Raw genomic sequence first — 16,386 nt, forward strand, 5'->3', positions numbered from 1 at the left:
GCGCCGAGGTTACCGAGGAGTAGTCGGGCTCATCAGCCACTGCTGGAAGAAGGAGGACAGGTCGCGTCCCGTCCGCTGCTCGATCCAGCGCAGGTAGTCGTCGCGTCCCGTGGAGCGCTCCGCGCGGGCCGCCGGCCAGGCGCGGACCATGCTCCAGAAAGCGTCGTCGCCGATCATCGTGCGGAGCCGCTGCCACATGAACGCCGGGCCGAAGTAGACGTTGAGCTCGGCGAAGCGGTCCCGCTTGTAGTTGCCCGGCGGACCGTCCGCGCGCCGCGCCCGCCTCTCCTCGCCGGCCCAGCTCGAGAGCGAGTCGCCGGGGGGCAGCTTCCAGTCCTCGTCCTGCCAGGTGGTCTGGAGATACATGGCCATGCCCTCGTTCATCCACACGTCGCGCCAGTCCGACGGGGTCACCTCGTCGCCGTACCACTGGTGCGCCATCTCGTGGACGAGCACGTCGGGGCCGACCGTCTCCGGGTCGTTGCCGAGCGTGATCATCGTCTGCGTCTCCATCCCGCTGCTGCTGTCGACGATCACGAACCCGAGCGAGTCGAACGGGTAGGGCCCGAGCCGCTTCTCGAGCCAGTCGAGCAGGGCCGGCGCCCGCTGGAGGTTGCGGAGCAGCTCGGTGTCCCCGACAGGGGTCCAGTAGGAGATCGGGACGCCGCTGGAGCTGGTCGCCGTCGTCTCCTGGTAGCGACCCACCGCGAGCGTGACCAGGTACGCCGCCGCCGGCTCGTCGAGGTGCCAGCTGGTCTCCGTGCGGCCGTCGTCGGTCGACCGGTGCGTGAGCTTGCCGTTGCTGACGCCGACCATGGGGGAGGGCGCGTCGACACTCACGTCGTAGCGCGCCTTGTCGGAGGGCTGGTCGTTGACGGCGTACCACGTGAACGCGCCGTAGGGCTCCTGCATCGTCCACAGGCCGCCGTCCGGCTCGACGGTGAGCCCGAGGGTCTCGGTGTCCGGACGGTTGGTCGGAGCGGGCGTCGGCGTCGGCGTGCCGGAGTAGTCGAGGACGAGCGTGTAGGCGTGGTCGGCGACGACGTCCTGCTGGACGACGAGGTCCTTGCCGGGATGCGTGAACCGCACGCGCCTGCCGTCGAGCGTCACCGCGGTGGGCCTCATCTCGGCGGCCAGGTCGAGCTGGACGTGGTCGGCGGTGGTGGTCGCGCGGAAGAGGAGCTGCTCGTGACCGGTCAGCACCTTCGCCTCCGGGTCCCAGGAGACGTCGAGCGCGTAGTGCAGCGCGTCCACCCCGGGATCGCCCACCTCCGGGTAGACGGAGTCCTCGACGGGGGTGGAGCGCGCGTCGGCGTACGCCGCCGGGTCGGGGTTCGCGGTGACGACCGAGTGCGTGCCCGATCGCTGCCCCGACCGGTCGCTGCCGCCGTCGCAGCCCGCCAGTCCGGCCAGCCCGGGCACCAGCGCCACCGCCAGGGCGGCGACGACGACGCGTCTCATGACTGCTCGCGGAGCAGCGGACGGGCAAGCCTCCGGCCGTGGTGGATGTTGGCCTTCACCGTGCCGAGGGGGACGCCGAGCAGCGTCGCGATCTCCTCGTAGGGAAGCTCGTAGACGTCGCGCAGGAGCAGCGGCTCGACGTACTGCGGATGGTCGCGCTCGAGCCGCTCCATCGCCTCCAGCAGATCGAGCCGGGTGCCGGCGATGACCGAGGTGGTGCGCGGGTCGGGTCGGTCGAGCGCGCCGTGCTCGCCGGGATCGGCGGCGACCGCCTGGTTGCGCATCCGCCGGTAGGTGGTGCGCGCGGAGTTGAGGGCGACGACGTGCATCCACGTGGTGAAGCGTCCGTGACCGTTCCAGCTGCCGAGCTTGTTGGCGACGTTGAGCAGCGCCTCCTGGCAGGCGTCCTCGGCGTCCGGGAGGTAGGGGAGCACGCCCCGGCAGACGCTCAGGGCCCGCGGTCGGACGGCGCCGAGCAGCTGCTCGAGCGCGTCCCGGTCGCCGGCCCTGGCCCGCCGGGCGAGCTCGTCGATGTCGTCGGGAGTCATCCCGGTTGTTCCCCCTGTCGTCCGGCTCCGGATGCCATCATGCCTGCATGCCCGCCGCCGTGCCCTTCGATCGCGTCGGGCGCTACGCCGTGCGGCGCCGGATCGGCTCGGGCAGCTTCGCGACGGTCTGGCTCGGCTATGACGCGCAGCTCGACTCGGCGGTTGCGATCAAGGTGCTCGCCGACAACTGGACGCTCGACGACCAGGTCCGCCGGCGGTTCGTCGAGGAGGGCCGTTTCCTGCGACGGGTCGACTCGCCGCACGTCGTGTCCGTGCACGACGCCGGCGAGCTCGAGGACGGCCGGCCCTACCTCGTCATGACGTACGCCGACCAGGGCAGCCTGGCCGACCGGCTGCCCGACGGGCTCCCGCCCGGTCAGGCCCTCGCCGTCGTCCGCCAGGTCGCCGACGGGCTGCAGGCCCTGCACGACCGCGACGTGCTGCACCGCGACGTCAAGCCGGGCAACGTGCTCTTCAAGACCTCCGGCCCGGGGGCGCGGGCGATGCTCGGCGACCTCGGGCTGGGCAAGTCGCTGGACCTGTCCTCCCGGCTCACGGTCGTGGCCGGGACGCCGCTGTTCGTCGCACCCGAGCAGGCGGCGGCGGAGTCGCCCGACGCGCGTGCCGACCAGTACTCCCTGGCGGCGCTGGCCTTCCTGCTGCTGGCCGGCGAGCCGCCGTACGACCACGGGAGCCTGCAGGCGGCCGCCGACCCCGGCCCGGCGCCCTCGCTGCCGGAAGGGTTCGGCGCCGAGGCCGACGCCGTGGTCAGGCGCGCGCTGGCCCGCGACCCCGAGGAGCGGTGGCCGTCGGTCACGGCGTTCGCGGACGCACTCGTCGGCGCGCTGCCCGAGGTGCGCCTCGAGCCGGTCGCCGCGGTGCCGGGCTCCTCGCCGGTCGAGCCGGTCGAGACCCAGCCGTCACCCGATCCGGGACCGTCGACGGTTGACCACGCACCGCCGACCGCGCGCTTCGCGCCGGCCGCCCAGGTCGAGCCGCTCGAGCCGGTCGACACCTCACCTCCACCCGAAGCCGCGATCGGATCGGTCGATGACTCACCGCCGATGCCGCCCCGCCGCCGATGGCTGCGCTGGACCGTCGCGGCGGTCGTGGCGGTGCTCGTCGGCGGCGTCGCGGGCTGGGCGGTGGAGCGCCGGCTCGCCGGCGACCGGACGATCGACGACGTCGAGGGTGCGCTGTCGGTCACCGTGCCGGACGGGTGGGACCGGTTCGTCGCCCGGGACGGCTGGCAGCCCCCGGCGGGCGCGGGGGACGCGACCTCCTACCCGGCGCTGTCGGTCGGGACCCGGTCGGGCTGGGCCACCCACGCCGGGCAGGGCGTGTTCGTCGGCCTCCTGCCCGGCACCCGGCTGCCGGTGAAGGTCCCGCAGCACCCCGAGTGCCGGGCGTCGGGCGAACCGCTGCCCGACCGCACCGCGGCCGGCGAGCAGATGGTCACCGTGTCGTTCACCGGCTGTCCCGGCGTGGTGGTGGAGCGGGTCGTCCAGGTGACCGAGAACCGCCTGCTCTGGGTGCAGATCAAGGCCGACTCCCCGGTCACGGCCAACACCGTCCTGGACGACGTACACGTGCACGGGCTCTGACGCCTCCCGCGCCCACCCGCGCCGGAAACCGGTCGACACCGCCGATACGCTCGACCGAGTGAGCGCCACCATCCAGACCTCCGGCCTGGCCGCCGGACACGGCGCCACGGCGCTCTTCGAGGGGCTCGACCTCATCGTCGCGGCCGGTGACGTGATCGGGCTCGTCGGGCCCAACGGCGCCGGCAAGTCGACCCTCCTCCGGATCCTCGCGGGCGCGCTCGCGCCCGAGGCCGGCACGGTGTCGGTCAGCCCGCCGACGGCGACGATCGGCTACCTCCCGCAGGAGCCGGACCGACGCGCCGGCGAGACCGTCAGGGCCTTCCTGGCTCGCCGGACCGGCGTCGCCGAGGCGCAGAGCGCGTTCGACACGGCGACCGAGCGGTTCAGTGCGGGGGAGCCGGGCGCCGACGAGGAGTACGCCGCCGCGCTCGAGCGCTGGCTCGCCCTCGGTGCGGCCGACCTCGACGAGCGGGCCGAGCAGGTCGCGGCCGACCTCGGCCTCGGGGTGGACCTCGACCAGGAGATGACGAGCCTGAGCGGCGGCCAGGCGGCGCGGGCCAACCTGGCCGGCCTGCTGCTGAGCCGCTACGACGTCTTCCTCCTCGACGAGCCGACCAATGACCTCGACCTCGACGGGCTCGACCGGCTGGAGCGGTTCGTGCGCGACCTGCGGGCGCCGGTCGTCATCGTCAGCCACGATCGCGAGTTCCTCGCCCGCACCATCGACCGCGTGGTCGAGCTCGACCTCCACCAGCACCAGGTCAACCTCTACGGCGGCGGCTACGACGCCTACCTCCGCGAGCGCGAGATCGCCCGGGACCACGCTCGCGAGGCCTACGAGGAGTACGCCGGCAAGCTCGCCGACCTCGGCGGCCGGATCCAGACCCAGCGGGCGTGGGCCAACCAGGGCGTCCGCAACGCGCGCCGCTCGATCAACGACGAGCCGGACAAGTCGATCAGGCGCTTCCGTGCTGAGTCGGCGGAGAAGCAGGCGTCGAAGGTGCGGCAGTCGGAGCGGGCCATCGAGCGACTCGAGCGCGACGCGGTCGAGGAGCCTCGCAAGGAGTGGGAGCTGCGCATGGAGATCGCCGTGGCGCCCCGCTCGGGTGCCCGGACGGCGGTGCTGCGCGACGCCGTCGTGAGGCGCGGCGACTTCACGCTGGGCCCGGTCAGCCTCGAGGTCGGCTGGGCCGACAAGGTCGCCATCACCGGACCCAACGGCTCGGGCAAGTCGACCCTCCTCGGCGCGCTCCTCGGCCGCATCCCGCTCGACGAGGGGTCGGGCTCGCTCGGCCCCGGTGTGGTGGTCGGCGAGGTCGACCAGGCCCGGGCGCTCTTCGAGGGCGACGAGGCGCTGGTCGACGCCTTCCGGACGCACGCGCCCGACCTCGCGCCCGAGGAGGTCCGCACGCTGCTGGCGAAGTACGGGCTGCGGGCCGACCACGTGCTCCGCGCCGCGGCCACGCTCAGCCCCGGCGAGCGGACCCGCGCGGCGCTCGCGCTGCTGCAGGCGCGCGGGGTCAACCTGCTGGTGCTCGACGAGCCGACCAACCACCTCGACCTGCCCGCCATCGAGCAGCTCGAGTCGGCGCTCGACGCCTATCCGGGCACCCTGTTGCTGGTCACCCACGACCGGCGGATGCTGGCCGCCGTGCACACCACCCGGCAGCTGCGGGTCGAGGACGGCCGCGTCACCGAGTCCTGACCCGGCGTCCCTGACCTCTCGAACGCCGCCGCCGCATGTCGGGGTCGGAAGGGTCAGGCGCCCGCGGGGTGGTCACCGAAGCCTGAAGCTCGCGGAGACCCTCGAGAGCAGGTCGGCGAGTCCCGCCCGGTCCCGCTCGCGGCCGGCGACCGACATCTCCACGCCGGCCTCGTCCTCGCCCGGCTGGGTGATCCAGTGGAAGGTGTTGTAGCGCAGCGTGTTGGAGCTCGGCACGCGGTAGGTGAACCCGAGGGTGTCGGAGGTCTCCGTCACGACGGTGAAGTCGGCGTAGGCGTCCGGGCTCGCCGCCAGCGCCGCCTTCTTGGCCGCGACCATCTCGGCCGGCGTCTGGTGGGTGTTGACGAGCTTCACCCGCACGCTGAACCCGCCGACGGTGGGCTCGTCGGGTGGGCGCCAGCGGTACTCGTTGGCCAGGAGGTTCTCGTCGGCGCCGTAGCGCTTCCACCTGCTGGGCACCGCGTAGTCCCAGGTGAACGCCCCGTGACCGAGCGTCTGCGGCTGGTAGGTCAGCCCCGCCGGCAGCGCGGGGTAGTCGATGTCCTGCGCGGGCGGCGTCGAGGGGTCGACGGGCAGCTCCGGCTGAGCCGGGACGGGCGTCGCGACCGCCGTGCGGTGCTCGCCGGGGCCCGTGACGGAGGCGATCGCGAAGCCTCCGACGGCAGCCACCAGCCCGGTGACGACCAGCACGCCCCACCTCGTGCGCGTCCCCATGGGCAAACCGTAGATGATGTGCGCCATGTCCGACCTGCTCGTGCGTGCCGCCCGTGTCGTGCCTCTCGACGGGGAGCCGTACGCCGAGCCGGTCGACGTGCTCGTGCGGTCGGGTGCCGTGGCCGCCGTGGGCCGCGAGCTCCCCGACGCCGGGGTGCCGGAGATCGACGCCGACGGCCGCTGGCTGGTCCCGGGACTGTGGGACGCGCACGTGCACCTCGGGCAGTGGGCGATCGCCTCCCGCCGCCTGGACCTGTCCGCGGCCCGCACGCCGGAGGAGGCGCTGGCCGTCGTGGCGCGCGCCGTCGACGCCGGGCGCCCGGTCGTCGGGATGGGTCACCGTGCCGGCACGTGGTCGCGTCCGGTCACGGTCGCGGAGCTGGACGCGGTCAGCGGATCCGTCCCGGTCGTGCTGGTCAACAGCGACTGCCACCACGGCTGGCTCAACACCGCGGGACTGGACGCGCTCGGCCTGGCGCGCCGCGACGAGGTGGTCAGCGAGGGGGAGTGGTTCGACGCCTACCCGCGGCTGACGGCGCTGGTCGGCGGACCGACCGTCGACGACTACCAGCGGGTGCTGGCGCGCGCCGCGTCGCGCGGCGTGGTGGGCGTCGTCGACTTCGAGTTCGGGGCGCCATGGACCGACTGGGCATCGCGCTGGGACGAGGGGTGCGACCTGCTGCGGGTGCGCTGGTCGGCGTACGCCGACACGCTGGACGCCGCCCTGGCCGCCGGCCTCCGCACCGGCGCCGAGCTGGCCCCCGGATTGAGCGTCGGGTCGCTCAAGATCATCAGCGACGGCTCGCTCGGCACGCGCACCGCGTGGTGCTGCGAGCCCTACGCCGACACCGGCGGCCACGGCGCGCCCAACCAGTCCGCCGCGGAGCTCCACGACCTGCTCACCCGCGGGACCGCGAACGGCTTCACCGTGGCGACCCACGCGATCGGCGACCGGGCGCTGGCCGAGGCCCTCGCCGTCTACGCCGCCACCGGCGCCGCCGGGTCGATCGAGCACGCCCAGCTGGTGACGCGCGACGCCGTCGCCGACCTGGCCAGGCTGGGCCTCACCGCCAGCGTGCAGCCGGCCCACCTCCTCGACGACCGCACGACGTCCGAACGGGTCTGGCCCGGACGCGGGGAGCGGTCGTTCGCGCTGCGCTGGCTGCGCGACGCCGGGGTCCCGATCGCGCTCGGCTCGGACGCTCCCGTCGCGCCGCTCGACCCCTGGTTGGCCATCTCGGCCGCCGTCCACCGGGGCGACCCGGCCGACGAGCCGTGGCACCCCGAGCAGGCGCTCTCGACCGGGGAGGCGCTGTCCGCCTCGGTCGACGGCCGGCGTACCCGCGTCGGCGAGCCCGGCGACCTGGTCCTCCTCGACGCCGACCCCCTGGCCGCCTCCCCGGCCGCCCTCCGCGACCTGTCGGCTGCGCTCACGGTGGTCGGCGGGCGGGTCGTCTGGGGCAGGTAACCGTCGGTGCGGTCATCTTCCTGGACCTTGCAGCGGTCGGGAAGATGGCCTAACCGACGGTTACATGACCGCCGCCTCCACCAGCCGCGCCACCGCCGCCTGCTCAGCGGCGAAGGGGTGGAACGGCGCGGCGCCCGGACCGGAGAGGTCGTTGATCCACGGGTCGGCGGCGCAGAGGTCGTGGCCGGCAGAGGCGGTCCAGACGTCGACGTACGTCGCCCGAGTGGCCGTGGCGGCCCGCCGGACCGCCTCGGTGAGACCCCGGTTGACCTGCCGCCCCTGGGGGTCGCCCACGTTCGCAAGCGGCCGCTGGGCGCACCTGCCTCCCGCGGGGGCGACCTGCGGATAGCCGATCAGCAGCACCCGCGCCGCCGGCGCCTTCGTCCGCACGGCCCGGACGACGGCGACCAGGTTGCGCTCGATCCCGTCGAGGACCGACGGGACACCGGACCCGAACGAGGAGCAGGCCGCCCGCTCGTTCGACTGACGCGCCAGGCAGGAGACCAGCAGGTTGTGGAACAGGTCCTCGTCGTTGCCGCCGAGCCCGATCGTCACCAGGTCGGTGTCGCGGGTGACCGCGTCGAGCTGGGGTGCGATGCGGTCGAGCTGCGGATGCCGCACGTCGCTCGTGTCGGCGCCGCTGCAGCTGACGTCGACCAGCCGCGCGACCGGCAGCGCAGCGGCGAGCAGGTGCGGGTAGTTGCCACTCGACCGCAGGCAGCCGTCGTCGGACTGCTCCCCGGGCACGCCGGGCGCGGCGGTGTAGGAGTCGCCGATCGCGACGTAGCGCGTGAACCGCGGCGCGGCGGCAGGCGACCCCGCCGATCCCGAAGACGACGGCGGGACCGGTGCCGGCGTCGGACCGTCCGCCGACGCGCGGCCGTGATGGGCCGAGCAACCGCACAGGACGAGCACGGCCAGCAGGGCCAGGGCGAGCGGACCCGCCAGGTGCCGCCGCCGATGAGCGACGAGGGAGCGGCCGGGCATGCTCCCCACCGTAGAGGGCGGGCGGATGCGCGGGACGTCGGCGGGATACGGGTCCGGCGTGGACAGCCAGGACACCTCTCAGACGTCGGGCGGCGGTGAGTCGCTCCTCACCGTCATCGTCGCGCTGACCGCCAACGGCCTGCTGGCGATCGCCAAGTCCGCCGCGGCGATCCTCACCGGCTCGGCCGCCATGGTCGCCGAGGCCGCGCACTCCTGGGCCGACACGGGGAACGAGTTCTTCCTCATCCTCGCCGAGCGGCGCGGCGGCCGCCCGCGCGACGAGGCGCACCCGCGCGGCTACGGCCAGGCGACCTACATCTGGTCGCTCGTCGCCGCCTTCGGACTCTTCTCCGCCGGCGCGATGGTCTCGATCTGGCACGGCGTCACCGACCTGCTCCACCCGTCCCACGAGGAGTCGTCGACGTTCATCGCCAACTACGTCGTCCTGGCCCTTGCGCTGGCCCTCGAGGGCACGTCGTTCCTGCAGGCCACCCGGCAGGTCCGCGGCGCCGCCAAGCGGCTCCGCCTGCACCCGCTGCGCTACGTCGACCGCACCTCCAACCCGACCGTCCGGGCGGTCTTCCTCGAGGACCTCGCCGCCCTGATCGGCATCGCGCTGGCCGCGGCCGGCATCGGGTTGCACCAGCTCACCGGCGAGGCGGCGTACGACGCGATCGGCTCCATCCTCATCGGCCTCCTGCTCGCCGTGGTGGCCGTCTTCCTCATGCGACGCAACATGGAGTACCTCATGGGGGAGGCGCTCGACCCGGGTCTGCGCCAGCAGGTCCTCGGCCGGATGCTCGCCCACCCGCAGATCGACCGGATCACCTACCTCCACGTCGAGTACGTCGGCCCGCAGCGGCTGTTCGTGGTGGCCGCCGTCGACCTGGTCGGCGACGACGTGGAGTCCCATCTGGCGCTGCGACTGCGGACGGTCGAGGCCGACATCGAGACCGACGACCTGATCGAGGACGCGATCCTCACCCTGGCGCCTCCGGACGAGCCGGCGCTGACCGGCTGAGTGCCCCGGATCACAAAATCTTCGGCGAACCGCTTGACGCAGGATTAGTTAATCCGGTGAACTAACAAACATGTCACCGTCTCCGGTCGGGCGTCCCCTGCGGCCCCGCGGCAAGCTCCTCCAGGAGGACGCGCGCCGACACCACCGCGCGCTGCTCCTCCAGGAGCTGTTCCGTGGGGGCCCGGCGAGCCGGGCGGACCTGGCGCGGAGCACCGGCCTGACCCGGGTCACCGTGTCCGACCTGGTCGCGGAGCTGGCCGGGGAGGGCCTGCTCGAGGAGCTCGGCGCGCCGGCCGAGACCCGCGTCGGCAAGCCGCCGACGCTCGTGGGGGTGCTGTCGGACGCCACCCACATCGTCGCGATCGACCTCAGCCCCGACGACCGGATGCGCGGTGCGATCGTCAACCTCGGCGGCGAGGTGAAGGCGCGTCACGAGCTGGCCCTGGCCGGTGCGACCGGCGTCGACGCGGTCGCGCTGCTCCACCGCCTGGCCACCGAGCTGATCGCCCTCACCGACCGCCCGATCCTCGGCGTCGGCGTCGGCAGCCCCGGCGTCGTCGACGCGGCGGGCACGGTCGTCGACGCGCCCAACCTGGGCTGGTCGGACGAGCCGCTCGCCGACGGGCTCCGGAAGGCGCTCGGGCTGCCGGTCTACGTCGCCAACGACGCCAACACCGCCGTGCTCGGCGAGCACACCTTCGGCGAGGGCAACACCGACGGCGGGCTCATGCTCCTCCGGGTCGGCATCGGTGTCGGTGCGGGCCTGGTCCTCGGCGGGGCACTGCTGCACGGCCACCGCGCGGCGGCCGGCGAGATCGGCCACGTCGTCGTCGACCCCGACGGCGAGCGGTGCGCCTGCGGCCGGGTCGGCTGCCTCGAGACCCTGCTCGCCGCCCCGCGGTTGCGGCAGGCGATGGCGGCCGACGAGGCGGGGGCCGACGCGGTGCTGCGTCGGGCCGGCGAGCAGCTGGGCGCCGTACTCGCCCCCGTCGTCGGCACCCTCAACCTCCACGAGGTCGTCCTGGCCGGACCCGCCGAGCTGCTCGACGGCACGCTGCGCGAGGCCGTCGACGCCACCATCCGGGCGCGGACGATGCCCGTCAGCGGCGACCACCTGGTCGTCCGCACCTCGACCCTCGGCGACGACGTCGTGCTGTCCGGAGCGGCAGTGCTCGTCCTCGCCGGAGAGCTCGGCGTCTCCTAGCCGAGTCCCCAGACCGACTCGGCCCTCGAGTCGCCACCCCGAAACACCCCATGGAATGAGAGGAACACTGCGGTGCGCATGAAGAAGACACTCGCGGTCGCAGCGGTCGGGGCGATGCTCGCCCTCAGTGCGTGCGGCAGCAGCGACGGCTCGAGCAACGACAAGAGCGCCGACAGCGGCAGCAAGACCGCCGACATCCGCGTCTGGCTCAACGGGGCCGACACCCCCGACGACGCCCGCGCCTGGCTGAAGAAGACGTTCGAGGAGCAGAACCCGGGCTCCACGCTGACCATCGAGCAGCAGGAGTGGGACGGCCTGGTCGAGAAGCTGACCACCGCGCTCTCGAGCGACAAGGAGACGCCCGACGTCGTCGAGGTCGGCAACACCCAGGCCCCGACCTTCACCACCGCCGGCGCCTTCAGCGACCTGACCGACAACCTCTCGGACCTCGGCGGCGACGACCTGCTCAAGGGCTTCGTCGACGGCGCCACGATCGACGGCAAGACGTTCGCCGTCCCCTACTACGCGGGCTCGACCTACGTCTTCTACCGCAAGGACCTCTTCAAGAAGGCCGGCATCTCCGCCGTCCCGATCACGACCGACGAGTTCGTGGACGACGCCATCAAGCTGAAGAAGGCCAACCCGACCCCGAAGAACTTCTCGGGGTTCTGGCTGCCCGGCCAGGACTGGCGCGACGGCGCCGCGTTCCTCTGGAACACCGGCGGCGACTTCGCGGTCAAGGACGGCGACAGCTGGAAGGGCGCCCTCTCCTCGCCGGCGTCGCAGGAGGGCCTCGCCACGGTCCAGAAGATCTTCAAGCAGGCCAGTGGCGCGCCCGCCGATGCCACCGAGGCCGACCCCGTCACCCCGTTCTGCGCGGGCGAGATCGGCATGATGGTGCGCCCCGGCTGGGTCAAGGGCATGCTCGAGGACGCCAAGACCGGCTGCCCCGACATCGCCAAGAACCTGGGCGTCTTCCCGGTCCCGGGCGCCGACGGCCAGCCCGCGCCGGTGCTCCTGGGTGGCTCGGACCTCGGGATCTCGGCCAAGTCCCAGCACCAGGGCCTGGCCGAGAAGGCGCTCGCCCTCATGCTGAGCGAGGACTACCAGTCGATCCTCGCCCACCACGGTCTCACCCCGGCGAAGAACTCGCTGTCGTCCAAGCTCGGCTCGGACGAGTACGCGCAGGCCACCATCGCCGCGGCCAGCAACGCCAAGCTGACCCCGGCCGCCGCCAACTGGGCGCTCATCGAGGGTGACCGCACCCTCGAGGACCTGTTCTCCCAGATCGCGCAGGGTGGCGACCTCGCGTCCCTCGCCGACAAGGCCGACAGCCACATCGCCGAGGTCCTCAACAAGTAGTCGCGCGTCGGGCCTGGTCTCGAGACGCCCTCGCCTAGCGGCTCGGGCTGCTCGACCAGCGATCGCTCGCTGGTCACACATCGAGACCAGGCCCGCGCCATGCCCGCCGCGACCTCTCCTGAACCGACGACTGGAACCGCCATGACCACCACCCAGGAAGTCCTCCCCGCGGAGACGAGCACGCCGGTGAGCAGTGGGCCGGAGCGACGACGCCGCAGCGTCAACGCCCTGCCCTACGGCCTGCTCGTTCCTGCCACCGCCGCCCTGGCCCTCGCGCTGGGCTACCCGCTCGTACGGCAGGTCGTCCTGTCCTTCCAGGACTTCGGCCTCGCCCAGCAGTTCGGCAAGCCCCCGGAGTGGGTGGGCCTGCAGAACTACCGCGAGCTGGTCACCGACTCCTACCTGTGGAAGGTCGTCCTCCGGTCCGTCCTCTTCTGCCTCGCCAACGCCGCGCTGACCGCGTGCCTCGGGCTCGCCGTCGCGCTGCTCATGATGCGGATGTCGAAGGTGGTCAGGATCGCGGTCCAGGCGGGCCTGCTGCTCGCCTGGGCGATGCCGGTGGTCGCGTCGATGACGGTGTGGACGTTCCTCTTCGACACCCAGTACGGCATCGTCAACTGGCTGCTCACCCACCTCGGCCTCGACTTCGACGGTCACGCCTGGCTCCTGCACCCGATGTCGTTCTTCGGGGTCGCCACGGTGATCGTGGTGTGGATGAGCGTCCCGTTCGTCGCGTTCACGATGTACGCCGCCCTCACGCAGGTGCCGGAGGAGCTCGTCGAGGCCGCCGAGATCGACGGCGCGACGGGCGGGCAGCGGTTCCGGCACGTCGTACTGCCGACGATCCGGCCGGTCCTCTACGTCGTCCTGCTGCTGCAGATCATCTGGGACCTGCGCGTCTTCACCCAGATCTTCAACCTGCAGAAGGCGGGCGGCGTCACCGAGCAGACCAACCTGCTCGGCACGTTCATCTACCGGCAGGGCGTCGGCGGAGGCCACTTCGGCCTCGCCTCGGCGGCCGCCATGTTCATGCTCGCGCTGGCGGTCGTCATGACGGCTCCCTACGTGCGGCTCATGCTCAAGCAGGAGAAGGAGGCCTGAGATGGCGAACCGTGTCAGTCCCGCCGGCAGGCTCGGCGCCAACCTCGCCGGGATCGCGATCTTCCTGGTCTGCGCGTTCCCGGTCTACTGGATGGTCAACAACTCCTTCCTGCCGCGGAACAAGATCCGCAACCCCGACCCGACCTGGGTGCCCTTCGGCGGCACGCTCGCCAACTACCGCCGGGTCCTGACCGGCGGCCGCATCTGGGACGCCCTGTCGATGTCGCTGATGGTCACCCTGGCGACGGTGCTCATCTCGCTGGTCTTCGCGTTCCTCGCGGCCGTCGCGGTGACCCGCTTCCGCTTCCGCGGCCGGATCTCGTTCATCCTCGCGCTGCTGGTGATCCAGATGATCCCGGTCGAGGGGCTGTTCATCTCCCAGTACAAGATGCTCGAGGGCTTCGGCCTCCTCAACACCGTCGTCGGCCTCACCATCGTGTACGTCGCCAACGTCCTGCCCTTCACGATCTGGACGCTGCGCGGCTTCGTGGCGGGGGTGCCCTACGAGCTGGAGGAGGCGGCGATGATCGACGGCTGCTCGCGGATGCAGGCGTTCTTCCGCGTCACCTTCCCGCTCCTCGCGCCCGGCCTGGTGGCGACCGGCGTCTTCGGCTTCCTGCAGGCCTGGAACGAGTTCACCCTCGCCGTCGTGGTGATGACCCGGGAGTCGAAGCAGACGCTCCCGGTGTGGCTGTCGGTCTTCACCGACTCCCAGAAGGGCGTGGACTGGGGAGCGGTCCTCGCCGCCTCGACGATCATCGCGGTGCCGGTCATCGTCTTCTTCCTCATCGTGCAGGGCCGGATGGTCTCCGGGCTGACCTCGGGTGCGGTGAAGGGATGAGCTCCGCGTCCGCCGAGGACCTCGCCCTCCAGGTGCTGATGCCCTCCTTCGAGGGCCCCGATCTGCCGGACGACTGGGCCGACCTGCTGCGGGCCGGGCTCGGGGGCATCTGCCTCTTCGGCTCCAACATCGGCGACGGCTCGGGGGTCCCGGCGCTGACCGCCGCGATCCACGCCGCCAACCCGGCCTGCGTGATCACGACCGACGAGGAGGGCGGCGACGTCACGCGGCTGCACGCGCTCACCGGGTCGCCGGTACCGGGCCCGGCCGCGCTCGGCGCGCTCCACGACCTGACGCTCACGCGCACCGTCGGCGGCCTGGTCGGTGCCGACCTCGCCGCCGCCGGGATCGACCTCGACCTCGGGCCGGTCGCCGACGTGAACTCCAACCCGGACAACCCGGTGATCGGGACCCGCTCGTTCGGGTCCGACCCCGGGATCGCCGCCGAGCACGTGGCCGCCTGGGTGCGCGGCCTGCAGGAGACCGGCGTCGCCGCCTGCGTGAAGCACTTCCCGGGCCATGGCGACACCGGCGAGGACAGCCACCTCGCGCTGCCGGTGCTCGACGTCCCGCTCACCACGCTGCGAGAGCGCGAGCTGCTGCCGTTCGCGGCGGCGGTGGCGGCCGGGACCCGGGCGGTGATGACGTCCCACATCGTCGTACCCGCGCTCGACCCGGAGCTCCCGGCGACGCTGTCGCCAGTGGTGCTCGGGCTGCTCCGGGACGAGCTCGGCTTCGACGGCGTCATCGTGTCGGACGCCCTCGACATGGCCGGCGCCTCCGCCTCGCGAGGCATCCCCGAGGCGGCCGTCCTGTCGCTCGCGGCCGGCGCCGACTTCCTCTGCGTCGGCCCCGACAAGCCGGCGTCGCTCGTCCGCGAGATCCAGGCCGCGATCGTCGACGCGGTGGACGGAGGCCGGCTGGCGTTCGCCCGGCTCGAGGAGGCCGCGGCCCGGGTCGCGGCACTCGGCTCCCCCGACGTCGCCGGTCGGGCGGGCGCCGACTCCGGTGGTCGAGTAGCGAGCGCCAGCGAGCGTATCGAGACCGCGCTCCGCGACGCGGCCGCGCAGGCTCTCGTCGTCGAGGGCGAGCTGCCGGACCTCGCGGGCGCGATGATCGTCAGTGTCGACAGCCGGGCCAACATCGCCGTGGGCGACGTGCCGTGGGGTCTTCCCCCGGACCTGGTGGTCCAGGCCGGCGGCACCGTCAGCGTGCTCGGCAGCGGGCCACTGATCGTCCAGGTCCGCGACGCCCACCGCCGGCCCGAGGTCGGCGTCCTGCTCGGCCGGCTCGCCGACCTCGGCGCCACTCCCGTCGTGATCGAGTGGGGATGGCCTGGTCCCGGGTACGGGTCGTTCGCGAGGATCTGCACACGCGGCTACTCCCGTCCGGGAGCCGAGGCCGTGACGGAGCTGCTGAGGAAGGCAGGGTGGGACCGGTGACCGTGACGAGCATCGGGCTCGACATCGGAGGAACGAAGACGCTGGGCGTGGCCGTCGACGGGGCGGGCCGGATCGTGGCGGAGGTACGCCGGCCGACCGCGCCCGGCCCGGCCGGAGTGGTCGCCACCGCGGCCGACGTCGTCGCGGACCTCCGCGCCGCGACCGGTGACCCGCTCGCCGTGCCGGTCGGGGTGGGCATCCCGGGCCTGGTCGACGCCGAGCACGGCGTCGTGCGCCACGCCGTGAACCTCGGCATCGGCGAGAGCGTGCCGCTGCGCGACCTCCTCGCGGCCGAGCTGGGCACCACCGTCACCGTCGAGAACGACGCCAACGCAGCCACCCTGGGTGCCGTCGCCCGGACCGGCCACGACGACCTCGTCTACCTCTCGATCGGCACCGGCCTCGCCGCAGGCCTCGCCTTCGAGGGGAGGCTGCGCCGCGGCGTGCACGGGGCGGCCGGGGAGGTGGGCCACCTCCCGGTCGACCCGCAGGGGGTGCCCTGCAGCTGTGGCCAGACCGGCTGCATCGAGACGGTCGCGTCCGGTTCCGCGCTGGCCGCCGCGTGGCCGGTCGCGCAGGGCCACCCCGCGGAGGCCCTCTTCCAGGCCGCGGCCACCGGCGACCCCAAGGCGATCGCGGTGCGGGACCGGTTCGCCGCCGGCGTCGCCGCGGCCGTCCGCGTGCTCTGCTTGACCGTCGACCCGGGCGTCGTCGTCCTCGGCGGCGGCGTCGCGCAGCTCGGCGAGCCGCTCCGGGTCACCGTCGCCGCGGCACTGCTGGACCAGGCGGCGGGGGCTCCGTTCCTGGCCGCCCTCGACCTCGCCGGCAGGCTCCGGGTCCTCCCTCCGGAGGTCCCGGTCGCCGCGCTCGGCGCCGCGCTCCTCGGGCCCCGTCGATGAAGAGGAGCTCC

14 protein-coding genes are annotated in these 16,386 nt (G+C 73.2%); 10 read left to right on the forward strand and 4 right to left on the reverse strand.

Features of this window, described 5'->3' with window-relative positions; translation table 11 throughout:
- Positions 1-9: 9 nt before the first annotated feature.
- Positions 10-1,461 (reverse strand): M1 family metallopeptidase, encoded by a 1,452-nt coding sequence (locus QDS12_RS03310; protein ID WP_279876875.1) that lies wholly within the window; start codon positions 1,459-1,461, stop codon positions 10-12.
- Positions 1,458-2,009 carry a sigma-70 family RNA polymerase sigma factor gene (locus QDS12_RS03315; protein ID WP_279876877.1) on the reverse strand — a complete coding sequence of 184 codons (552 nt, stop codon included), beginning with the start codon at positions 2,007-2,009 and terminating at the stop codon, positions 1,458-1,460. The genes QDS12_RS03310 and QDS12_RS03315 overlap by 4 nt, the downstream gene beginning before the upstream one ends.
- Before the next feature lie 47 nt (positions 2,010-2,056).
- On the opposite strand from QDS12_RS03315, the gene QDS12_RS03320 reads away from it, so the two are divergent.
- Together QDS12_RS03320 and QDS12_RS03325 are read left to right on the forward strand one after the other, a co-directional pair.
- Entirely contained in the window at positions 2,057-3,613 is a 1,557-nt protein-coding gene (locus tag QDS12_RS03320; RefSeq protein WP_279876879.1) for a serine/threonine-protein kinase, read from the forward strand.
- 58 nt (positions 3,614-3,671) lie between these two features.
- On the forward strand, positions 3,672-5,318 hold the full coding sequence (locus QDS12_RS03325; protein WP_279876880.1) for an ABC-F family ATP-binding cassette domain-containing protein: 1,647 nt from the start codon (positions 3,672-3,674) through the stop codon (positions 5,316-5,318).
- A 72-nt stretch (positions 5,319-5,390) separates the two neighbouring features.
- On the opposite strand, the gene QDS12_RS03330 is transcribed toward QDS12_RS03325, so the two are convergent.
- Complete coding sequence (locus QDS12_RS03330) at positions 5,391-6,050, reverse strand: hypothetical protein (protein WP_279876881.1); 660 nt, start codon at positions 6,048-6,050, stop codon at positions 5,391-5,393.
- Between the two features lie 25 nt (positions 6,051-6,075).
- Here QDS12_RS03330 and QDS12_RS03335 point away from each other — a divergent pair, with 25 nt between their 5' ends.
- Positions 6,076-7,518 (forward strand): amidohydrolase family protein, encoded by a 1,443-nt coding sequence (locus QDS12_RS03335; protein ID WP_279876883.1) that lies wholly within the window; start codon positions 6,076-6,078, stop codon positions 7,516-7,518.
- 60 nt (positions 7,519-7,578) lie between these two features.
- Here the strand turns inward: QDS12_RS03335 and QDS12_RS03340 are convergent, their stop codons facing one another.
- Positions 7,579-8,505 carry an SGNH/GDSL hydrolase family protein gene (locus QDS12_RS03340; RefSeq protein WP_279876885.1) on the reverse strand — a complete coding sequence of 309 codons (927 nt, stop codon included), beginning with the start codon at positions 8,503-8,505 and terminating at the stop codon, positions 7,579-7,581.
- Here QDS12_RS03340 and QDS12_RS03345 point away from each other — a divergent pair.
- The 7 genes from QDS12_RS03345 (at position 8,504) to QDS12_RS03375 (ending at position 16,375) form a co-directional block, all read left to right on the forward strand.
- Positions 8,504-9,526, forward strand: coding sequence for a cation diffusion facilitator family transporter (locus QDS12_RS03345; RefSeq protein ID WP_279876887.1), 1,023 nt, complete (start codon positions 8,504-8,506; stop codon positions 9,524-9,526). The genes QDS12_RS03340 and QDS12_RS03345 overlap by 2 nt on opposite strands.
- A gap of 70 nt (positions 9,527-9,596) precedes the next feature.
- Positions 9,597-10,730: an ROK family transcriptional regulator gene (locus QDS12_RS03350; RefSeq protein WP_279876888.1), complete on the forward strand. Its 1,134-nt coding sequence runs from the start codon at positions 9,597-9,599 to the stop codon at positions 10,728-10,730.
- A gap of 78 nt (positions 10,731-10,808) precedes the next feature.
- A complete protein-coding gene (locus QDS12_RS03355; protein WP_279876890.1) occupies positions 10,809-12,092 on the forward strand; it encodes an extracellular solute-binding protein in 1,284 nt (427 codons plus the stop codon).
- Positions 12,093-12,233: 141 nt separating this feature from the next.
- Positions 12,234-13,193 carry a sugar ABC transporter permease gene (locus tag QDS12_RS03360; RefSeq protein WP_279876892.1) on the forward strand — a complete coding sequence of 320 codons (960 nt, stop codon included), beginning with the start codon at positions 12,234-12,236 and terminating at the stop codon, positions 13,191-13,193.
- 1 nt (position 13,194) lies between these two features.
- Positions 13,195-14,034: a carbohydrate ABC transporter permease gene (locus QDS12_RS03365; protein WP_279876894.1), complete on the forward strand. Its 840-nt coding sequence runs from the start codon at positions 13,195-13,197 to the stop codon at positions 14,032-14,034.
- Complete coding sequence (locus QDS12_RS03370; protein ID WP_279876896.1) at positions 14,031-15,476, forward strand: glycoside hydrolase family 3 N-terminal domain-containing protein; 1,446 nt, start codon at positions 14,031-14,033, stop codon at positions 15,474-15,476. Before QDS12_RS03365 ends, QDS12_RS03370 begins: the two co-directional genes overlap by 4 nt.
- Entirely contained in the window at positions 15,473-16,375 is a 903-nt protein-coding gene (locus tag QDS12_RS03375; RefSeq protein ID WP_279876898.1) for an ROK family protein, read from the forward strand. The genes QDS12_RS03370 and QDS12_RS03375 overlap by 4 nt, the downstream gene beginning before the upstream one ends.
- Positions 16,376-16,386: the final 11 nt, after the last annotated feature.

This window comes from Nocardioides sp. CER19, from assembly GCF_029846275.1.
GTDB lineage: Bacteria > Actinomycetota > Actinomycetes > Propionibacteriales > Nocardioidaceae > Nocardioides.

Bases quoted from the DNA above. Each gene is read 5' to 3' on its own strand.
- QDS12_RS03345 (WP_279876887.1), top strand. From the start codon at position 8,504: ATGCTCCCCACCGTAGAGGGCGGGCGGATGCGCGGGACGTCGGCGGGA.
- QDS12_RS03335 (WP_279876883.1), top strand. From the start codon at position 6,076: ATGTCCGACCTGCTCGTGCGTGCCGCCCGTGTCGTGCCTCTCGACGGG.
- QDS12_RS03320 (WP_279876879.1), top strand. From the start codon at position 2,057: ATGCCCGCCGCCGTGCCCTTCGATCGCGTCGGGCGCTACGCCGTGCGG.
- QDS12_RS03360 (WP_279876892.1), top strand. From the start codon at position 12,234: ATGACCACCACCCAGGAAGTCCTCCCCGCGGAGACGAGCACGCCGGTG.
- QDS12_RS03370 (WP_279876896.1), top strand. From the start codon at position 14,031: ATGAGCTCCGCGTCCGCCGAGGACCTCGCCCTCCAGGTGCTGATGCCC.
- QDS12_RS03330 (WP_279876881.1), bottom strand. From the start codon at position 6,050: ATGGGGACGCGCACGAGGTGGGGCGTGCTGGTCGTCACCGGGCTGGTG.
- QDS12_RS03355 (WP_279876890.1), top strand. From the start codon at position 10,809: ATGAAGAAGACACTCGCGGTCGCAGCGGTCGGGGCGATGCTCGCCCTC.
- QDS12_RS03310 (WP_279876875.1), bottom strand. From the start codon at position 1,461: ATGAGACGCGTCGTCGTCGCCGCCCTGGCGGTGGCGCTGGTGCCCGGG.
- QDS12_RS03365 (WP_279876894.1), top strand. From the start codon at position 13,195: ATGGCGAACCGTGTCAGTCCCGCCGGCAGGCTCGGCGCCAACCTCGCC.
- QDS12_RS03315 (WP_279876877.1), bottom strand. From the start codon at position 2,009: ATGACTCCCGACGACATCGACGAGCTCGCCCGGCGGGCCAGGGCCGGC.
- QDS12_RS03340 (WP_279876885.1), bottom strand. From the start codon at position 8,505: ATGCCCGGCCGCTCCCTCGTCGCTCATCGGCGGCGGCACCTGGCGGGT.
- QDS12_RS03350 (WP_279876888.1), top strand. From the start codon at position 9,597: ATGTCACCGTCTCCGGTCGGGCGTCCCCTGCGGCCCCGCGGCAAGCTC.